Source organism: Haloarchaeobius amylolyticus (assembly GCF_026616195.1).
In the GTDB taxonomy this organism is placed as follows: Archaea; Halobacteriota; Halobacteria; order Halobacteriales; family Natrialbaceae; genus Haloarchaeobius; species Haloarchaeobius amylolyticus.
This window is the reverse complement of the sequence record NZ_JANHDH010000003.1, coordinates 604,739-619,224: the sequence shown is the minus strand read 5'-3', so window position 1 is coordinate 619,224 and position 14,486 is coordinate 604,739. Positions and strand designations below refer to the sequence as shown.

17 protein-coding genes are annotated in these 14,486 nt (G+C 68.0%); 8 read left to right on the top strand and 9 right to left on the bottom strand.

Features of this window, described 5'->3' with window-relative positions; genetic code table 11:
• Positions 1-20 precede the first annotated feature (20 nt).
• On the top strand, positions 21-308 hold the full coding sequence (locus NOV86_RS20655) for a hypothetical protein (RefSeq protein ID WP_267643716.1): 288 nt from the start codon (positions 21-23) through the stop codon (positions 306-308).
• A 40-nt stretch (positions 309-348) separates the two neighbouring features.
• On the opposite strand, the gene NOV86_RS20650 is transcribed toward NOV86_RS20655, so the two are convergent.
• Together NOV86_RS20650 and NOV86_RS20645 are read right to left on the bottom strand one after the other, a co-directional pair.
• Positions 349-708, bottom strand: a complete 360-nt coding sequence (locus NOV86_RS20650) for a winged helix-turn-helix transcriptional regulator (protein WP_267643715.1) — start codon at positions 706-708, stop codon at positions 349-351.
• Positions 709-786: 78 nt separating this feature from the next.
• On the bottom strand, positions 787-1,269 hold the full coding sequence (locus NOV86_RS20645; RefSeq protein WP_267643714.1) for a redoxin domain-containing protein: 483 nt from the start codon (positions 1,267-1,269) through the stop codon (positions 787-789).
• Positions 1,270-1,525: 256 nt separating this feature from the next.
• On the opposite strand from NOV86_RS20645, the gene NOV86_RS20640 reads away from it, so the two are divergent.
• Positions 1,526-2,227, top strand: coding sequence for a DUF4013 domain-containing protein (locus tag NOV86_RS20640; RefSeq protein ID WP_267643713.1), 702 nt, complete (start codon positions 1,526-1,528; stop codon positions 2,225-2,227).
• Between the two features lie 36 nt (positions 2,228-2,263).
• Here NOV86_RS20640 and NOV86_RS20635 read toward each other — a convergent pair whose 3' ends face one another.
• Positions 2,264-3,289: a hypothetical protein gene (locus NOV86_RS20635; protein WP_267643712.1), complete on the bottom strand. Its 1,026-nt coding sequence runs from the start codon at positions 3,287-3,289 to the stop codon at positions 2,264-2,266.
• 160 nt (positions 3,290-3,449) lie between these two features.
• On the opposite strand from NOV86_RS20635, the gene NOV86_RS20630 reads away from it, so the two are divergent.
• Positions 3,450-3,845 carry a hypothetical protein gene (locus NOV86_RS20630; RefSeq protein ID WP_267643711.1) on the top strand — a complete coding sequence of 132 codons (396 nt, stop codon included), beginning with the start codon at positions 3,450-3,452 and terminating at the stop codon, positions 3,843-3,845.
• A 188-nt stretch (positions 3,846-4,033) separates the two neighbouring features.
• Here the strand turns inward: NOV86_RS20630 and NOV86_RS20625 are convergent, their stop codons facing one another.
• Positions 4,034-4,687, bottom strand: a complete 654-nt coding sequence (locus NOV86_RS20625; RefSeq protein WP_267643710.1) for a cob(I)yrinic acid a,c-diamide adenosyltransferase — start codon at positions 4,685-4,687, stop codon at positions 4,034-4,036.
• Positions 4,688-4,773: 86 nt separating this feature from the next.
• Here NOV86_RS20625 and NOV86_RS20620 point away from each other — a divergent pair, with 86 nt between their 5' ends.
• Positions 4,774-5,172, top strand: a complete 399-nt coding sequence (locus NOV86_RS20620) for a hypothetical protein (protein WP_267643709.1) — start codon at positions 4,774-4,776, stop codon at positions 5,170-5,172.
• Between the two features lie 84 nt (positions 5,173-5,256).
• Here NOV86_RS20620 and NOV86_RS20615 read toward each other — a convergent pair whose 3' ends face one another.
• Together NOV86_RS20615 and NOV86_RS20610 are read right to left on the bottom strand one after the other, a co-directional pair.
• Positions 5,257-6,048 carry an MOSC domain-containing protein gene (locus NOV86_RS20615; RefSeq protein WP_267643708.1) on the bottom strand — a complete coding sequence of 264 codons (792 nt, stop codon included), beginning with the start codon at positions 6,046-6,048 and terminating at the stop codon, positions 5,257-5,259.
• Between the two features lie 72 nt (positions 6,049-6,120).
• Complete coding sequence (locus NOV86_RS20610; protein WP_267643707.1) at positions 6,121-7,098, bottom strand: AIR synthase family protein; 978 nt, start codon at positions 7,096-7,098, stop codon at positions 6,121-6,123.
• Between the two features lie 118 nt (positions 7,099-7,216).
• Between NOV86_RS20610 and NOV86_RS20605 the strand changes: the two genes are divergently transcribed.
• Positions 7,217-8,269: a pyridoxal-phosphate-dependent aminotransferase family protein gene (locus tag NOV86_RS20605; protein ID WP_267643706.1), complete on the top strand. Its 1,053-nt coding sequence runs from the start codon at positions 7,217-7,219 to the stop codon at positions 8,267-8,269.
• A 33-nt stretch (positions 8,270-8,302) separates the two neighbouring features.
• Here NOV86_RS20605 and NOV86_RS20600 read toward each other — a convergent pair whose 3' ends face one another.
• Positions 8,303-8,932 (bottom strand): vWA domain-containing protein, encoded by a 630-nt coding sequence (locus tag NOV86_RS20600; protein WP_267643705.1) that lies wholly within the window; start codon positions 8,930-8,932, stop codon positions 8,303-8,305.
• Between the two features lie 157 nt (positions 8,933-9,089).
• Between NOV86_RS20600 and NOV86_RS20595 the strand changes: the two genes are divergently transcribed.
• From NOV86_RS20595 to NOV86_RS20585, 3 genes are all read left to right on the top strand, one after another.
• Positions 9,090-11,318: an AAA domain-containing protein gene (locus tag NOV86_RS20595; RefSeq protein ID WP_267643704.1), complete on the top strand. Its 2,229-nt coding sequence runs from the start codon at positions 9,090-9,092 to the stop codon at positions 11,316-11,318.
• 126 nt (positions 11,319-11,444) lie between these two features.
• Positions 11,445-12,017 (top strand): metallophosphoesterase, encoded by a 573-nt coding sequence (locus tag NOV86_RS20590; RefSeq protein WP_267643703.1) that lies wholly within the window; start codon positions 11,445-11,447, stop codon positions 12,015-12,017.
• Positions 12,018-12,084: 67 nt separating this feature from the next.
• A complete protein-coding gene (locus tag NOV86_RS20585; protein ID WP_267643702.1) occupies positions 12,085-12,999 on the top strand; it encodes a metallophosphoesterase family protein in 915 nt (304 codons plus the stop codon).
• 13 nt (positions 13,000-13,012) lie between these two features.
• On the opposite strand, the gene NOV86_RS20580 is transcribed toward NOV86_RS20585, so the two are convergent.
• Both NOV86_RS20580 and NOV86_RS20575 read right to left on the bottom strand, forming a co-directional pair.
• Complete coding sequence (locus tag NOV86_RS20580; RefSeq protein ID WP_267643701.1) at positions 13,013-13,990, bottom strand: DHH family phosphoesterase; 978 nt, start codon at positions 13,988-13,990, stop codon at positions 13,013-13,015.
• A 115-nt stretch (positions 13,991-14,105) separates the two neighbouring features.
• The gene (locus tag NOV86_RS20575) at positions 14,106-14,486 is read right to left on the bottom strand and encodes a hypothetical protein (protein ID WP_267643700.1); all 381 of its coding nucleotides are present in this window, start codon (positions 14,484-14,486) and stop codon (positions 14,106-14,108) included.

Here is a 14,486-nt window from a genome sequence, read left to right as displayed (position 1 = left end):
GGGGTGAGTAGAGTCGGGGTATGACAGACGAGGTTCCGCCCGAAGTCGAGCGGTTGGCCGCCAAGATGGCGTCCGAGTACGTCCAGTCGGAGTACGACATCGCCCGCGCCCTCGCCGCGGCCGACGGTCCACTCACGCTGGAGGAACTGGTAGACGAGACGGGCTACACCGACCGGACCGTGGAGAAACGGCTCGGGACGCTCGAGGAGCGACTCGGTGGCGAACCGCTCATCACCAGGACCGAGGATGGCGACCCGCGGTTGCATCCAATCCTCGCGAAGGCGATCAAGAACGGGGCGAGCGAGTAACGGAGACGCACCACCACCGGACTGACCGCAGGATTTCGTCTCAGTCGTCGGGTTCGATGAGGTGTTCCTGTCCCCACTCGGCCATCTCGGTGATGATGGACTCCATCGACTGCCCGCGGTCGGTCAGCGAGTAGTGGACCCGGAACGGTTTCTCGCTGATGACCTCCCGGGAGACCAGCGTCTTCTCTTCGAGGTCGTCGAGACTGTCCGAGAGGACCTTGCTGGAGATACCGTCGACGTCGTCTTTCAGGGCGTTGAACCCGAGTGGGCCGTTGTTCAGGAGGCGGTGGATGATGACGGGGTGCCACTTCTTGCCGATGAGCGAGGCCGTCGTCGTGACCGGACACCAGTCCTCGCCGGCACACCAGACCTCCAGTTTCCCGTCTGCTGTCTCGTCCATGTCTCGGAACTCGGGATGCAAGAGTAAGTAGGTTACTGGCAGAAACCCGAACCGGTCGCTCCCCGTGGAGCCAGTCGGTCAGGGCAACTCTGCCAGCAGGTCGCCGACACCCGGCCGGTCGGCCGGCATCGACCCCCTGTGCGTGAACACCGGTTCGAGGAACTCCGTCCCGGCGTCGAGGACGAGGGCGACCGGCATCCGGCCGACGAAGTCGTGCAGGGAGCCGAGCGGCCCGAATCGAACCGACTGGCCGAACCGGGTGCCAAGCCGCGTCTCGGGGTCCGCGAGCAGTGGATAGGGCAGCTCGTCGACGAGCCAGCCCTCGGTCCGCTCGGGGGCGTCGGGGAGGACCACGATCACCTCGGCGTTCGCGGCGTCGAACTCATCGTAGCGCCGGGCGATGTCGCGGGCCTGTGCCTTGCACTTCGGACAGTGGTAGTCCCGCATGAGGAGCACCACGAGGGAGTCGACGGCCGGGCGGTCGGCCACAGATTCGAGCGAGAGCACGTCGGCGCCGGCGCCGGCGTTGTGCAGTTCGATGTCGTCCGTTTGCAGACTCATGTCTCCACCTGCGAGACACTGGACGAACATGGTTCGGGGCTCTGGTGGCGGCGGTACACGAGCCGGGAAGGTTCAAATACGGTTCTGCACCCGACTCCCCAGAACCAGGTGACAGCACGGCTGATTCCTCACCGGAGCGCCACTGCGAGAGATATACACGGGTGACGTACTAGAGGCATCGGCCGGCGGTTTCGTGCCGGTAACGTCGTCCACGACGGTCCCGTCGCTGCCGCCGACTCGAAGCGGACTCAGAACCATGCTCAAAGAGGCACTCACCTACATCCGTCGCAGCGACGACACGGCCCGAACACTGCTCATCGGAACCCTGCTGGTCATGCTCGGGTTCCTCGTCGTCCCCCTGTTCATCGTCTCCGGCTACATCGTCGGGGTGGTCCGGGCGGCCCGGAACGACGACGAGCCCCCGGTCTGGGAGGACTGGAAGCAGCTCACGCTCGATGGCGTGAAGATGACGCTCGTCCTCCTCGCGTTCCTGGTGATTCCACTCCTGCTGGGGCTCACGGCACTGGTGCTGGCAGGGATCACGGTCGACGCCCAGACCGGACAACTGGCCCTCGAGAGCGTCGGTGCACTCGCCATCGCCCTGTCTGTCGCCGCCTTCGTGGTCGGGCTCGTCGCCCTGTACGTCAGCCCCATCGCGGTCGCACACTTCGCGGAGTCCGGGCGAATGGGTGACGCGTTCGACTTCGGCGAGTTCAGGCAGGCCGCCACGAACGGAACCTACGCCATCGCGTGGCTGCTCGCGTTCGCCGTGAACGTCGTGGGTGGCGTCATCGCGACCGGGCTCGGGAGCCTCCCGTGGATCGGGGTCTTCCTCGGCGCACTCGCCGTGTTCTACCTGAACGTGGTCACCTGGTACATCTACGGTCAGGGCGTTGGTCTATCCGAGGGACTCCCGCAGCGCCCCGAGCCCGGGGAACTCTCCGGCCCGGCGGTCTGACCTGAAAAGAACCAGCACCCGTCTCTCGCCCGACCATCAGCGGTCAGGTTCCGCCGCGAGAGTTGCTGCGAGGGATTCCGGGTCGCCGGTAGCGGCCTCGGAGTCGAGTTCTGCACGCACTGCGTCGACGACTGGATGGTCGGCCCCACCGGCGTCGAGGGCCGCCGCGAGGACCCGCCCCAGTGCCTCGTCGTACCGGGGCTCGCCCCGGTCAGCCTCTACTGCCAGACGCCGGAAGCGCCCGAGCGCCTCGACCGCGTGGACCGGTACGTCGGGAAGTTCGTGCTCGATGGCGGTGATGGCCGCCGTGGCCTCGGCGTCGACGATGGCGTGGAGCACGTCGTCGGCCCCGTCCTCGACGGCCGCGGCGGCGATCTGGTCCCAGTAGTCGAACAGTTTGTGGAGGCTGTCGAGGGAGTCGGCACGACCCTCGGGCGGGGTGGCCGCGTAGCCCTCGATGATGCGCACCGTCGCCCTGTCGAGCGCGACGACCGCCCGGAGCGCCCCGTATTCGTCGTAACTGTCGAGTTTGCGGCGGGCGAGCTGGTATATCTCGAGGACCGGGTTCCGGCCGACGACGCCGCGTTCGACCCGGTCGGAGTCGAAGCGGTCGAATCGCTCGAAGGAGACGGCATCGACGAGTTCCTCCAGCACGGGTTCGGGGTCGATGAACGCGAGCAACCGGTTCTCGACGGCCAGCAGTGCGAGGAAACTCCACGCCGCGAGGGCGACGCCCAGCCCGACCGCGATGCCCTGCGGGAGGCCGCCCCCGAGCGCCCCGACCACGCCGAACAGGGCGAGGGAGACGACGATGGAGAGCCCGAACCGTGCGATGATGTCCTGGTAGCCACGCGACCGGTAGATGTAGGAGACGAGTGGTGTGGCGTCGCCGGCGACCTGGATGGAGAGCAGCGAGACGGAGACCACGATGGCCAGCAGCGATGCCTGTGCCAGGACGAGGGTCCGGAGGGTCGCGGCCGCGGGGAACGTGGTGACGAGGGTGGCCAGCAGACCGAAGCCGACACCGGCGACGACCGGGAGGAGTTCGAGGCGCCTGTCCATGACTGGTTCTCGGCGACAGGGCTGATGAAGGATTCGCGGGATGGTGTGCTGGATGCAACGTCGGAACGAAAGTGAGGATGGCAAACAGGAGGACGGCCAGAGAGCCGGGGTCAGCCCGAGTTACCCCACGATTGAAATACATTCGAACCGTGGGGTAACTATGGCCGACGACGATTCTCCGAATCCACCGACGCCGCCAGACCGCCCCGCCCCGCCGGAACTCCCCTCGTACGTGCTCGACCCGCTGGAGAGGCAGTCCCCGGAGCGACTGGACGCCATCGCGACCTACGCCCGCGACCTGGCCGCGTGGAAACGGCTGAAGGCCCGCGACGAGCCAGTCGACCAGGCCGGCGAGCCAGTCGACGAGGACGAACTCCAGGGACTGGAAGACCGCGGTCTCTCGACCGACCCTGCCGACTACGAGGCGGTCCCGGCGCAGGGGGCCTACGTCACGGTCAAGGAGACGAAGCCGGGCTATCGCTACTACTACTGGCAGTGGCGGGCGGGAGACACCTGGAAGAACGCGTACATCGGGCCCGTCGACCCACCGGACTGACCAGGGGAATGTCGTCAGCCCGGGGGCAACGGAACGCAGGACGGGACGGCTGTACGTGGTCGCAACGCCGGTCCGAACCCTCCCCCTTCGTGGTGGGTCCGTTCCGGGTGCCGGAGTGCCCAGAATCGGGGCACTACGTGCTACCGCACACCACCAGTTAATGGCTATGCATGATTACCACTGGTGTTTCAGTACTCCGTTCCCTTCCGGGCACCCTGGCCGGCCTCGATAGGGTGCTCGACCTTGCGGACGTTGGTGACGAGGTCTGCGACCCCGGTGAGCCAGTCGGGGTCCTCGTGCCCACCGGTGAGCACGAGTTCGAGGTCGTCGGGGGCATCCGCGAGCAGGTCGAGGACGTCGTCGGTGTCCACCAGTCCGCGGTTCCCGGCGTAGACGATCTCGTCGAGGACGAGCATGTGGACCCCGTCGTCGGGGTCGCCGTCGAGGGGAATCGGCGCCGTGAGGTCTGCACGCTGGCAGGCTTCGACCAGCTCCCGAGCCCTTGCGAGGCCAGCACGCGCCTGTGCGGCGTGCTCGTCGTCGTCGCTCCCGTCGTGGAAGCCGTGCCACCCGTAGTGGCCCGTGTTCTCGTAGCTGAAGCCCGGGAGGGCGTCGATGGCGCGGTACTCGCCGGGGGCGTCCTCGACGCTGTCCGCGCCGCCTTTCATGAACTGGAGCATGTGGACGCGGTAGCCACGGCCCGCAGCGCGGAGGCCCATCCCCATCGCGGCCGTTGTCTTCCCCTTCCCGTCGCCCCAGAACACCTGCACGAGGCCGAACTCGTCGGGTGCGGCCGGGGTGATGCTGCCGTCCTCACCGGTGGCGTCGGTCGCGTCTGTCATCGCGTCTGGATAAGCCCCGACGCCTCTTCAATTGCCTTTATCAGCGCGGGTGGGGAGTTATATGGCCGCGTGTGTTACCTGTTCCCATGCTCGTTCGGAGCGCAGTCGCGCCCGGGGGTTGGGAGAGCGACCACACGGAGACGGCGAACAGCATGGGAGTCAGGTACACCTACGAGGTGACCGAGAACGCGACGGTGCAGGTCGAGGTGCTTCGCTGGGAGCACGACGAGGAGGAGCGCCACGAGGTGCTGGTGATGACGGCCGAGGAGAACGGTCGGCGCCACAAGAACGTGTTCGAACCGCTCGCCTTCGAGGATGGGGAGGCGGCAGCGACGGCGGCCGAGGAACTGATGCACCGCATCACCGACGAGGTCGAGGCGTACAGTCGCGACCGGTTCGCAGAGCAACGGGACGACTTCGTCCAGCGGATGTCCGAAATCGTCTCCGAGGCGAGAGAGTCCCGCAGTCGGGTTCGCATCGTCTGAGCCCACGAAACCCGACCGGCGGGCCGGTACGGGACAGCACGCTTGCGTTTTTCCAGTGATTCAGCGAGGCAGGAACCAGACCGTTCAGACGGATCGTTCGTCCCCGAGTTCGACCTCGTCACCGACCGCCACCACCTTCCCCCACTCAGACTCCGGAATCGAGGTGTTCACCATCACCCGGAAGTGGTGGTCGAACCAGTCGTGGGCCGCCCACGCCGGCAGGGTCTCCTCGCGCTTCGTCACGAATCGTTCGCGGAAGCCGTCGGTCTCCTCGCCGGTGTCCGGGTCGCGCGACGGCACCACGCAGCGCTGGCAGGGGTTGTGCCCGCGCACCTCCACGTCGCCGATGGTGAACTCGCGGACCGACTCGCGGTCGGCGTAGAGGCGGTCCTCCCAGAACGCCTCGCCGGCCTCGACGACCACGTTCGGTCGGAGGCGACGCAGCATCTCCTCGGGGCCGATGTCGTCGAACCAATCGGCGACGGCTGCAACCGTCTCCCAGGCGATAACGGTCGGGCCGTCGGCGGTCGTGTCGTCGGGCATCCCGCCGCTGGCGTCCCGGACGACGCTCACGGGGTAGTCGAACACGCCGGAGAGCCACGCGTTCAGCTCGCCCCGGTCGGCGTCCATGCGGAACGACTCCCACTCGTCGTCGCCCTGTTCGCGCACCCGGAGCGTCCGCGTCTCGTGGTCGTACTCGCTCCGGATTCGGTGGATGGCGGGTTCGCGCTTCCCGTTGACGAACTCCCGGTTCCCGTCGACGATGGCGTACTCCCGGTCGTGGCGCAGGGCGCCGTTGTTGATGTCGACCGCGTCGACGGGGTGGGGGTCGAGCGACTTGACGGGATGGACGAGCAGCCGGGAGACGTGGGGCATAGCTGGCGGTAGGGGAGAGGCCGAATCAAGTGTTGTGGTCGCCGACGGCGGCCGGCGACGACCCAGCCCGGCTCAGTCCCAGAGGTCGTACATGTCGTCGTCGACGCTGCCGGCGTAGTGCTGGCCGTCGTAGATGACGCCCACCTCGTCCTCGTCGGCTGCCGCCTCGACCGCGGTGAGGGCGGTCGCCTCGATGCCTTCCGATTCCAGCGCCGAGAGTACCGATTCGGCGTCGTCTTCGGGGACGGCCGCCAGCAGCGCGCCGGAGCCGAGGACCCGGACCGGGTCGACGTCCATCGCTGCACAGAGGGTGCGGGTCTCGGGGCGGACGCCGACGTCCTCGCTGTCCACTTCGAGCCTGACGCCAGAGGCGCAGGCGAGTTCGACCAGCCCGTTGAGGACGCCGCCCTCGGTCGGGTCGTGCATCGCGGTCGCGACGGGCGCGAGGACCGCCGAATCGGGGAGGACGCTGATGTCGTCGAAGAACCCCGCGGCGCGCTCGACGGTCTCCGAATCGACGCCTGCCTCGGCGAGGTCCGCACCGAAGTCGGTCGCGAGGACCGCCGTCGCCTCGATGCCGGCGCCCTTCGTGAGAATCACGGTGTCGCCGGGGGTCGCCCCGCTGGTCGGGACGTACCGGTCGGTCGGCCCCATGCAGGTGAGCGAGAGGAGCGGGCGCTCCAGTCCCGCGACGGTCTCGGTGTGGCCGCCGATGATGGTGATTCCCAGACGGCTGGCCTCGGCGTCGAGCTGGGCCGTGATCTCGTCGAGGAGGTCGACGTCGGGCTCCGGCAGCAGGATGGTGCTCACGAGCCACTCCGGGACGCCGCCACAGGCCGCCACGTCGTTGCTGGCGATGGCGACCCCGAGCGTCCCGATGCGGTCGGCCGCGAGCGAGATGGGGTCGGTGCTCACGACCATGGTCCCCTCGTCGGTGGCGATGGCCGCGGCGTCCTCGCCGTAGCCGGCGCCGACCAGGAGGTCGTCGCTGGCCGCGCCCGTCCGTGAGAAGATGTAGCGCTCCAGGTCCGCGGGCGAGAGTTTGCTCATGTCCCCAACTGCGTGGAGGGTGCTTTTGTGCCTTCCCGTCCGGTGCGGCCCGCACCACCCGCACTACCACCAGGGCCAACCAGCCACGCCTAAGCCACCCCATCGACAACGCCCACACATGCAACTGACACCCGGCCCCACCGCCGTCCCGCCGCGGGTCCGCGACCGCATGAGCGACCCGATGCCGAACCCGGACGTCGAACAGGCGTTCTTCGACACCTACGACGAGGTCTGCGAGAAGCTCCAGACCGTCTACGACACCGACGACGACGTCATCGTCATGGGCGGCGAGGGCATCCTCGGCCTCGAGGCCGCCATCGCCTCGACTGTCGCCCCCGGTGACGAGGTCCTGTGCGTCTCGAACGGCCTCTACGGCGACGGATTCGCCGACTTCGTGGAGAACTACGGCGGCGAGCCGACTGTCGTCGGGGCCGACTACACCGACCCGCTCGACATCGACGCGGTCGAGACTGCCCTCGAAGAGGGCGAGTACAAGCTCGCGACGATGGTCCACTGCGAGACCCCGACGGGCACCCTGAACGACATCGAACCCGTCCTCGAACTGTGTCACGAGCACGACGTCCTGACGGTGGTCGACGCCGTCTCCTCGCTCGGCGGGACGCCCGTCCCGAGCGAGCACATCGACATCAATCTGGGCGCGTCCCAGAAGGCGTTCAGCTCGCCGCCGGGCCTGACGACCGTCGCTGTCAGCGACCGCGCGTGGAGCGTCGCCGAGGACCGCGACCCGGCCTCGCTCTACACGAACCTGCTCCCGTGGCGCGACACGAGCGAGATGTTCCCCTACACCCACCTCGTGGCCAACGTCGCCGCACTCGACGAGTCGCTGTCGCTGCTGCTGGAGGAGGGCCTGGATTCGGTCTACGAGCGTCACGAGACGGTCGCCACGCACTGTCGGGAACGTGGGGCAGAACTCGGGCTGGACCTCTACCCGGCTCCCGAGCGCTGTGCCCCGACCGTGACCGCGTTCCACCTCCCCGGCGAGGCCGGGGCGGTCCAGCAGACCCTCGAAGACGACCACGACATCGTCCTCTCGACCGGCCTCGGCGACCTCGCCGACGACATCCTCCGCGTCGGCCACATGGGCTACAACGCCCAGCTGGAGAAGGTCGACCGCGTGATGGACGCGCTGGCGACGGTGCTCGAGGAGTAGGGCGGCGAGGGTTCTTCCGCCCTCGGTGTCTGCTCAGTCGGACTCTTCTTGCCGCCGGCGGTCCTCCTCGGTGAAGCCCTCGGACCGGCCCTCGCGTCGCGTCTCCCTGACGCGTTCGGACGTCGACTCGTATGCGGCCCGGGCCCCCTCGCCACTGTGGGCCATGTCGAGCGAGCGGTCCTCGTCGATGCCCACGCTCTCGGCCGCCAGCGCCGCGTCCTGGTTCGCCCCGATGAACAGGAACTCCCAGTCGCGCTCGGTCTGGCACACCTCGACTCGCTCGCGGACGGTCTTCCGGGGCGTCTCCGAGGCGTTCTCCTTCCCGTCGGTCAACACCACCACGACGACGTTCTCGGGGCGCTCCGCACCGTCCTTCCCGTCGACGTAGGACCTCGTCTCGTCGACCGCGGTGGTGAGCGCGTCGTAGAGGGCGGTGCTGCCACCGGGGGTGTAGTTGTCGCCATCGAGTTCCGGGGCCTCGTCTATCGGTCGGGCGTGGTAGACCTGGTCGACGGTGGTGGCGAACTGGAACAGCGACACGGTGGCGGTCCCCTCCGCGTCCTGCTGGTCCTGCAGGAAGGTGTTGAACCCGCCCCTGGTGTCCTCCTCGATCTTCGCCATCGACCCCGACGAGTCCAGCACGAAGGTGACGTGTGTCTCCATACTGCTATAGTATCTATCCGAATTAATATGTCTTATCCGTAAATTCTCCACTGTTATAATTTATGGCCGGGTCCATCCCTGCCTCCGGCGACTCCGGGGCACGAGGGGCGGAAACGCACGAACCATTATATCGTGTGACAGGTGTAGTCTGGAGTGAATGTCGCTGCTGTTCGAACACGCGGTCGATGGCTACGCGCTCGCGGACGCCGCCCTCTCCGCGCCGGCCTCCGAGGACCTGGACCCGGCGGGGCCGGACGTCCCCGTCCGCCCGATAGCCGAATTCGCCAGCCACCACGGGTCGCTGACCCACCCGGAGCACGGCTGGACGTGCATCCCCCTGCACGACCCCGATGGGGCGGCCCCGACCGGGGAGTACGTCGGCTACACCGAACACGACCTCCGCGGGCCCATCTTCGTCGTCGAGGGGGACGACGGCCACGACTCGATACCGGCCGAGGAGTTCGGCGAGACGGCGCTGGCGAACCGCATCCGGTTCTGGCACTCGGACTTCCTCCCCGAGACGATGCCGCCGGGGTACGACGCGCCCATCGCCGACCACGAGGAGCCCCGGAACCCGACCGACACGGCCGAACTGCTGGCCGAGTTCGCCGACTACGTCGAGAACGAACGCGACGCGACGCGCGACGCGAACCGCGACCGCGCCCGGTCGCGCTCCGCCCGGGCCATCTACGAACAGGGCGGCGGGGCGATTCCCGCGCTCCAGAGCCGGGGCGTCGAGGACGGGACGTACCAGTTCCGGGTCGACCTCGACTCCTCGCTCGAGGACCGCCGCGATGGCGACTGGGCCTTCTTCGTCGAGGACGAGTTCGGTATCCACGAGGGGAACGAGGTCCTCGTCCACGCGCCTGCGGCCGACGCGGCTGACGCCCCCGACGCCTTCCCCGTCGCGGCCGAGGTCGAGAAGATCCGGGGGCTGAACGTCTGGCTCACGCTCGACTGGACCGACGTCGAGGACTCCGCCCTCGTCCGGAGCCACCTCACCGGGGACCGGTCCGTCGGCGTCTCGGAACTGTGCAACCCCGTCCCGTTCGACCGCGAACAGGACGCCATCGACGACCTCTCGGACCACCGGCTCGCGGGGGTCCTGGCCGGCGAACGTCCCGTCTCGTTCTCCCACGACGCGGCGGCACGCAGCGAGAGCTTCGACACCGACCTGAACCAGGAACAGCAACTCGCGGTGACGTACGCCCTGCTGGCCGACGACCTGTTCTGTATCCACGGCCCGCCCGGCACCGGCAAGTCCCGGACGCTGCTGGAGATCGTCCGCCGGGCCGCAGACGCCGGCGAGGACGTGCTCGTCTGTGCGGACTCCAACCAGGCGGTCGACAACCTCGTCGCCGGGTCGTCGACGCGGGGCGACCCCGACGAACAGTCCCTGCACGCCTACGGCCAGCACGGGGCCGGCGAGTTCGTGCTCGACCGGGCGAACGCGGAACGGTCGCAGCACGCCCTGGTTCGCCAGCAGTACGGAGACGTCGCCGACAGGCCGCAGGTCGTCGCGGCGACGAACAGCAGCGCGGCCACCATCCCCCGCGAGTTCGACCTCGTCGTCCTCGACGAGGCGACCCAGTCGACCTGCACCGCGTCGTGCATCCCGCTCTCGAAGGCGGACCGGGTCGTCCTCGCCGGTGACCACCGCCAGCTCCCGCCGTTCAGTGCGACCGAGGAGCCCCCGGCCTCCAGCTACGGACTCTCGCTGTTCGAGCATCTCTACGCCGAGGGCGGCGTCTACGAGGGGGTCGGCCTCCAGCTCAAGACCCAGTACCGGATGCACCGTGACATCGCGTCGTTCCCGAACCGGGCGTTCTACGACCGGAGCCTCCGCAACGGCCGGACCGTCGACCCGCTTCCGGACAGGCCCGCCATCGAGGGCTACAACATCGGTGGCAGCGTCGACGTGGTCGACCACTCCCGCGCGAACGAGACGGAGGCCCGGATGGTGGTCCACCTCGTCACGGACCTCCTGAACGATGTCTCCGCCGACGAGATCGGCATAATCACCCCCTACACCGCCCAGGTCCGCCTTCTGGAGCGGTCCCTCGCCGACCACACCGACGTGGCCGATGCGGTGACCGTGGACACCATCGACTCATTCCAAGGGAGCGAGAAGACGGCCATCGTCATCTCGCTCGTCCGGAGCAACAGCGAGGGCGACGTGGGCTTCCTCGGGCGTCCGGAGGACGGCCCCCGACGCCTCAACGTCGCCCTGACGCGGGCGAAGCGGTACTGCGCCGTCGTCGGCGACTTCCACACGTTCCGGTACGACCACGACGACAAGTGCGTCGACCTCTACGAGGACTTCTACAGCTACTTCGATACGATACTGGAACTGAACCACGTCGACCCGGCGTTCCTGCCGGTGTGACTGTCGCGACGACGGAAATTCACCGCCTCTACCGATCATCCCGCTCTCCGCGAGGAGGAGAGGTGCCATGTCACTCCGAGTCACACCACGCAAACCTTTGAGTGCGGGTGTTCCTATCAAATATCTATGGATTATCTCGTCTCGGACCTCCACCTCGACCACGGGAACATCATCGAGTACTGTGACCGACCGTTCGACTCCGTCGAGGAGATGAACGAGACGCTGGTCGAGAACTGGAACACGGTCGTCGACCCGGGGGACGAGGTCCTCTTCGGCGGGGACCTGACCATCTCCTACGACGAGGGCGACCTGCTGCACTGGCTGGAGGCGCTCAACGGGGAGCTGGTGTTCCTCGTCGGGAACCACGACGGGACGGTGTTCGACTCCCTCGACGGGGTCGGCTTCTTCGAACACTACCAGTTCGAGTACGGGGGCCATCGGTTCTACGCCGTCCACGACCCGGTCGACGCGCCGCCGAACGTCCCTGGCTGGGTGCTCCACGGCCACCACCACAACAACTGGCCCGACGAGTTTCCCTTCGTCGACCCCGAGGAGCGCCGGGTCAACTTCTCCGTGGAGTTGCTGGACTACCGCCCGCTCGCCATGGAGACGCTGGTCTCGTACCTCGCGGACGGGACCCGCTACGCCGACCGTGCGGCTGCCGACAGCTCACAGGCCGACGACTCGGCCACCCAGTGACCACACCACCTACCCACCGCCACCCTTCGACATGCCATCCGACCCTTCGACGACGAGATTGCTCGTCATGACCGACCTGCACATCCAGACCAATGGCGAACAGCTCTCGGCCGACGCACTCCCCGTCGAGGAGTACGATGCCGTCGTCTCGCTCGGCGACGTCATCGACGAGAACCGCGAGCACGCGAAGTCGGTTCAGGCCGGCGAGCGCTACGAGCGACGCGGCCGGGCGTTCTTCGAGTCGCTGAACGACCACGGCACCCCGGTCGTCGCGGTCCCGGGGAACCACGACCCGCTGGACTGTACGCGGCGACTGACCGACGGCCTCGAGAACGTCACCCTGCTCCACGAGGACGCCACGCGAGTGGGCTCCGGAGACGGTACCGGCGGCTGCTCAATCGTCGGGTGGGGCTGCGAACAGTTCGACTTCACCTCGGCGCACCTCGCGCCCGACTACCCGGACATCGACGTCGGCTCGGGCACGACGGCGACCCCGGACACCATCGCCGACACCCTGCTCGGCCACGCGGGCCGCTACCTGGGCGGTGTCGACGACGCCGACGACCTCGCTGCGAACCTCGGCATCGACGGGCGGGAGGCGACGCGCCAATTCGAGTCGTCGCTCTCGATGCTCGAAGAGCGATTCGAGACGCTCACCGCGGTCGTCCAGGCGGCCTCGGGACCGGGGTCGGGTCCGGTCCTGGTCGCGAGCCACGTCTCCCCGTTCCACGTCCCCTTCGACCGCCGCGACAAGCACTCCCACGACGGCGACTACCACACCGGGTCGCTCGCCCTGCGGCTTGCCCTCGCGGCGACCGGACCGGTTGCCTGCCTCTCCGGGCACACGCACACCTACGGGTTCACGGCCATCGAGACGACGGCGGGCCACAGCTACGCCTTCAACCCGGGCGAGGGGGGCGTCGCGAGCGTCACCGTCGACGACACCGGGTCGGTCCAGACCGAGTCCCTCGATATCGGCTGAGGCACGCGCCTGCTCACGGCAGCTCGGAGAACTGGGTGTCCAGCGTGTGGTCGAGACAGTCGACGATGCGTGCTCGAACCGCATGCAGTGCGGTCGTCTCGAGGGTGGTCACGCCCGCGTTCGCGTGGCCGCCACCCGAGCCGCCGAATGTCTCCTCCAGCGGCCCGAAGACGTCGTCGACGAGGTTCACGGCATCCGCGAGTCTGTCGTCGACCCGCCCGACGACCATCGTCTCCCCGTCTCGCTCGGTCAGGACGATGGCGACGTCCGCACCTGCCCCGAACAGGGCGTGCGCCGTCGCCGTCTGGTGTGCGCCGACCTCCGTGACACCGACGAGGGTCTGGCCCGCCCGATACCCCCGGAACCGGGAGACGCCCTTGAACGTCGCCACGCGCTCGGAGAACGAGGGTGCCGAATCGAACAGGTCCTGTAGCTCGTCGAGTCGGTCCGCGGCCTGTACGAGGAGGGGGACGAGTGCCTGCAGGTCCCGCCCCGGCGCGGAACGTAGGCCGCCGGTATCGGCGACGATGCCGGTCGCGAGCGCAAGGGCGCCGCGGCTGCTCAGCGAGAGCCCCGCCCGGTCGACGAACTCGGCGACGAGTGTCGCGGTCGCCCCTGCCGTCTGGTCTACCTCGGCAGCGTCCGCCATGGCCGCCAGGTCGTCGGCCTCGTGGTGGTCGAAGACCACGAGCGGCCCCTCACCGGCTGTCACGTCGAACGGTGCGATGCGGGCTGTCGAGGGCGCGTCGACCACGATGGTCGCGCCTGCTGCTGTCGTGCTGTCGTCATCGACCACGACGGGGTCGTCCCCGAGCCGTGCCGCCTGTCTGGTCGCCCCGTCTGGAAGGACGACCCGGCAGTCGCCCGGCAACGCGTCTGCGAGGCCGATGGCCGACCCTACAGCATCGAGGTCCGCTCGGGCGTGTGCCACGATGGTCACGGGTTCGTCGTCGGTGTGCCACTCCCCACGAGTCATGTCTGTCAGGTCCATGATCGAATCCCCCGGTCGGACAGGACCTACAGGGATAGCCGGCATAAAGCTCCGCCCGAGGTGTGGCTTGCTAGCAGCCAACGTGAGACATGGTCGAGGAGCATCTGGTGCTCACTCAGTCTGCCTCGAAACACGCCGCACACATCGGTCGTGCCCACCCGCCGTCGTCGCGTACTTCGACGGCCTCCATCGACGAGCACTTCTCACAGACCCGGGTCGAGAGCATCCGGGCGAAACCGAGGACGGTCGAGAGGTCGTTCGGTCCGCGGTAAGCGATTCTGAGTTCACCCCACTTCTGCTTGACCTGTCTGAAGCGCACCTCCTCGTCGTGTTTCTCCGCGTACCACTGGGCGTACTCACTGACGACGTCCAGCAGAGGGTACCAGCCATCGTCACACTCGAACGGGAACGCGTGCCGTGCGAGGCCCATCACGGAGTCGTGGTCGTACAGCATCGGATATCGCTCGGTCAGGTCCTGCGCGAGGTCATCGTCCAT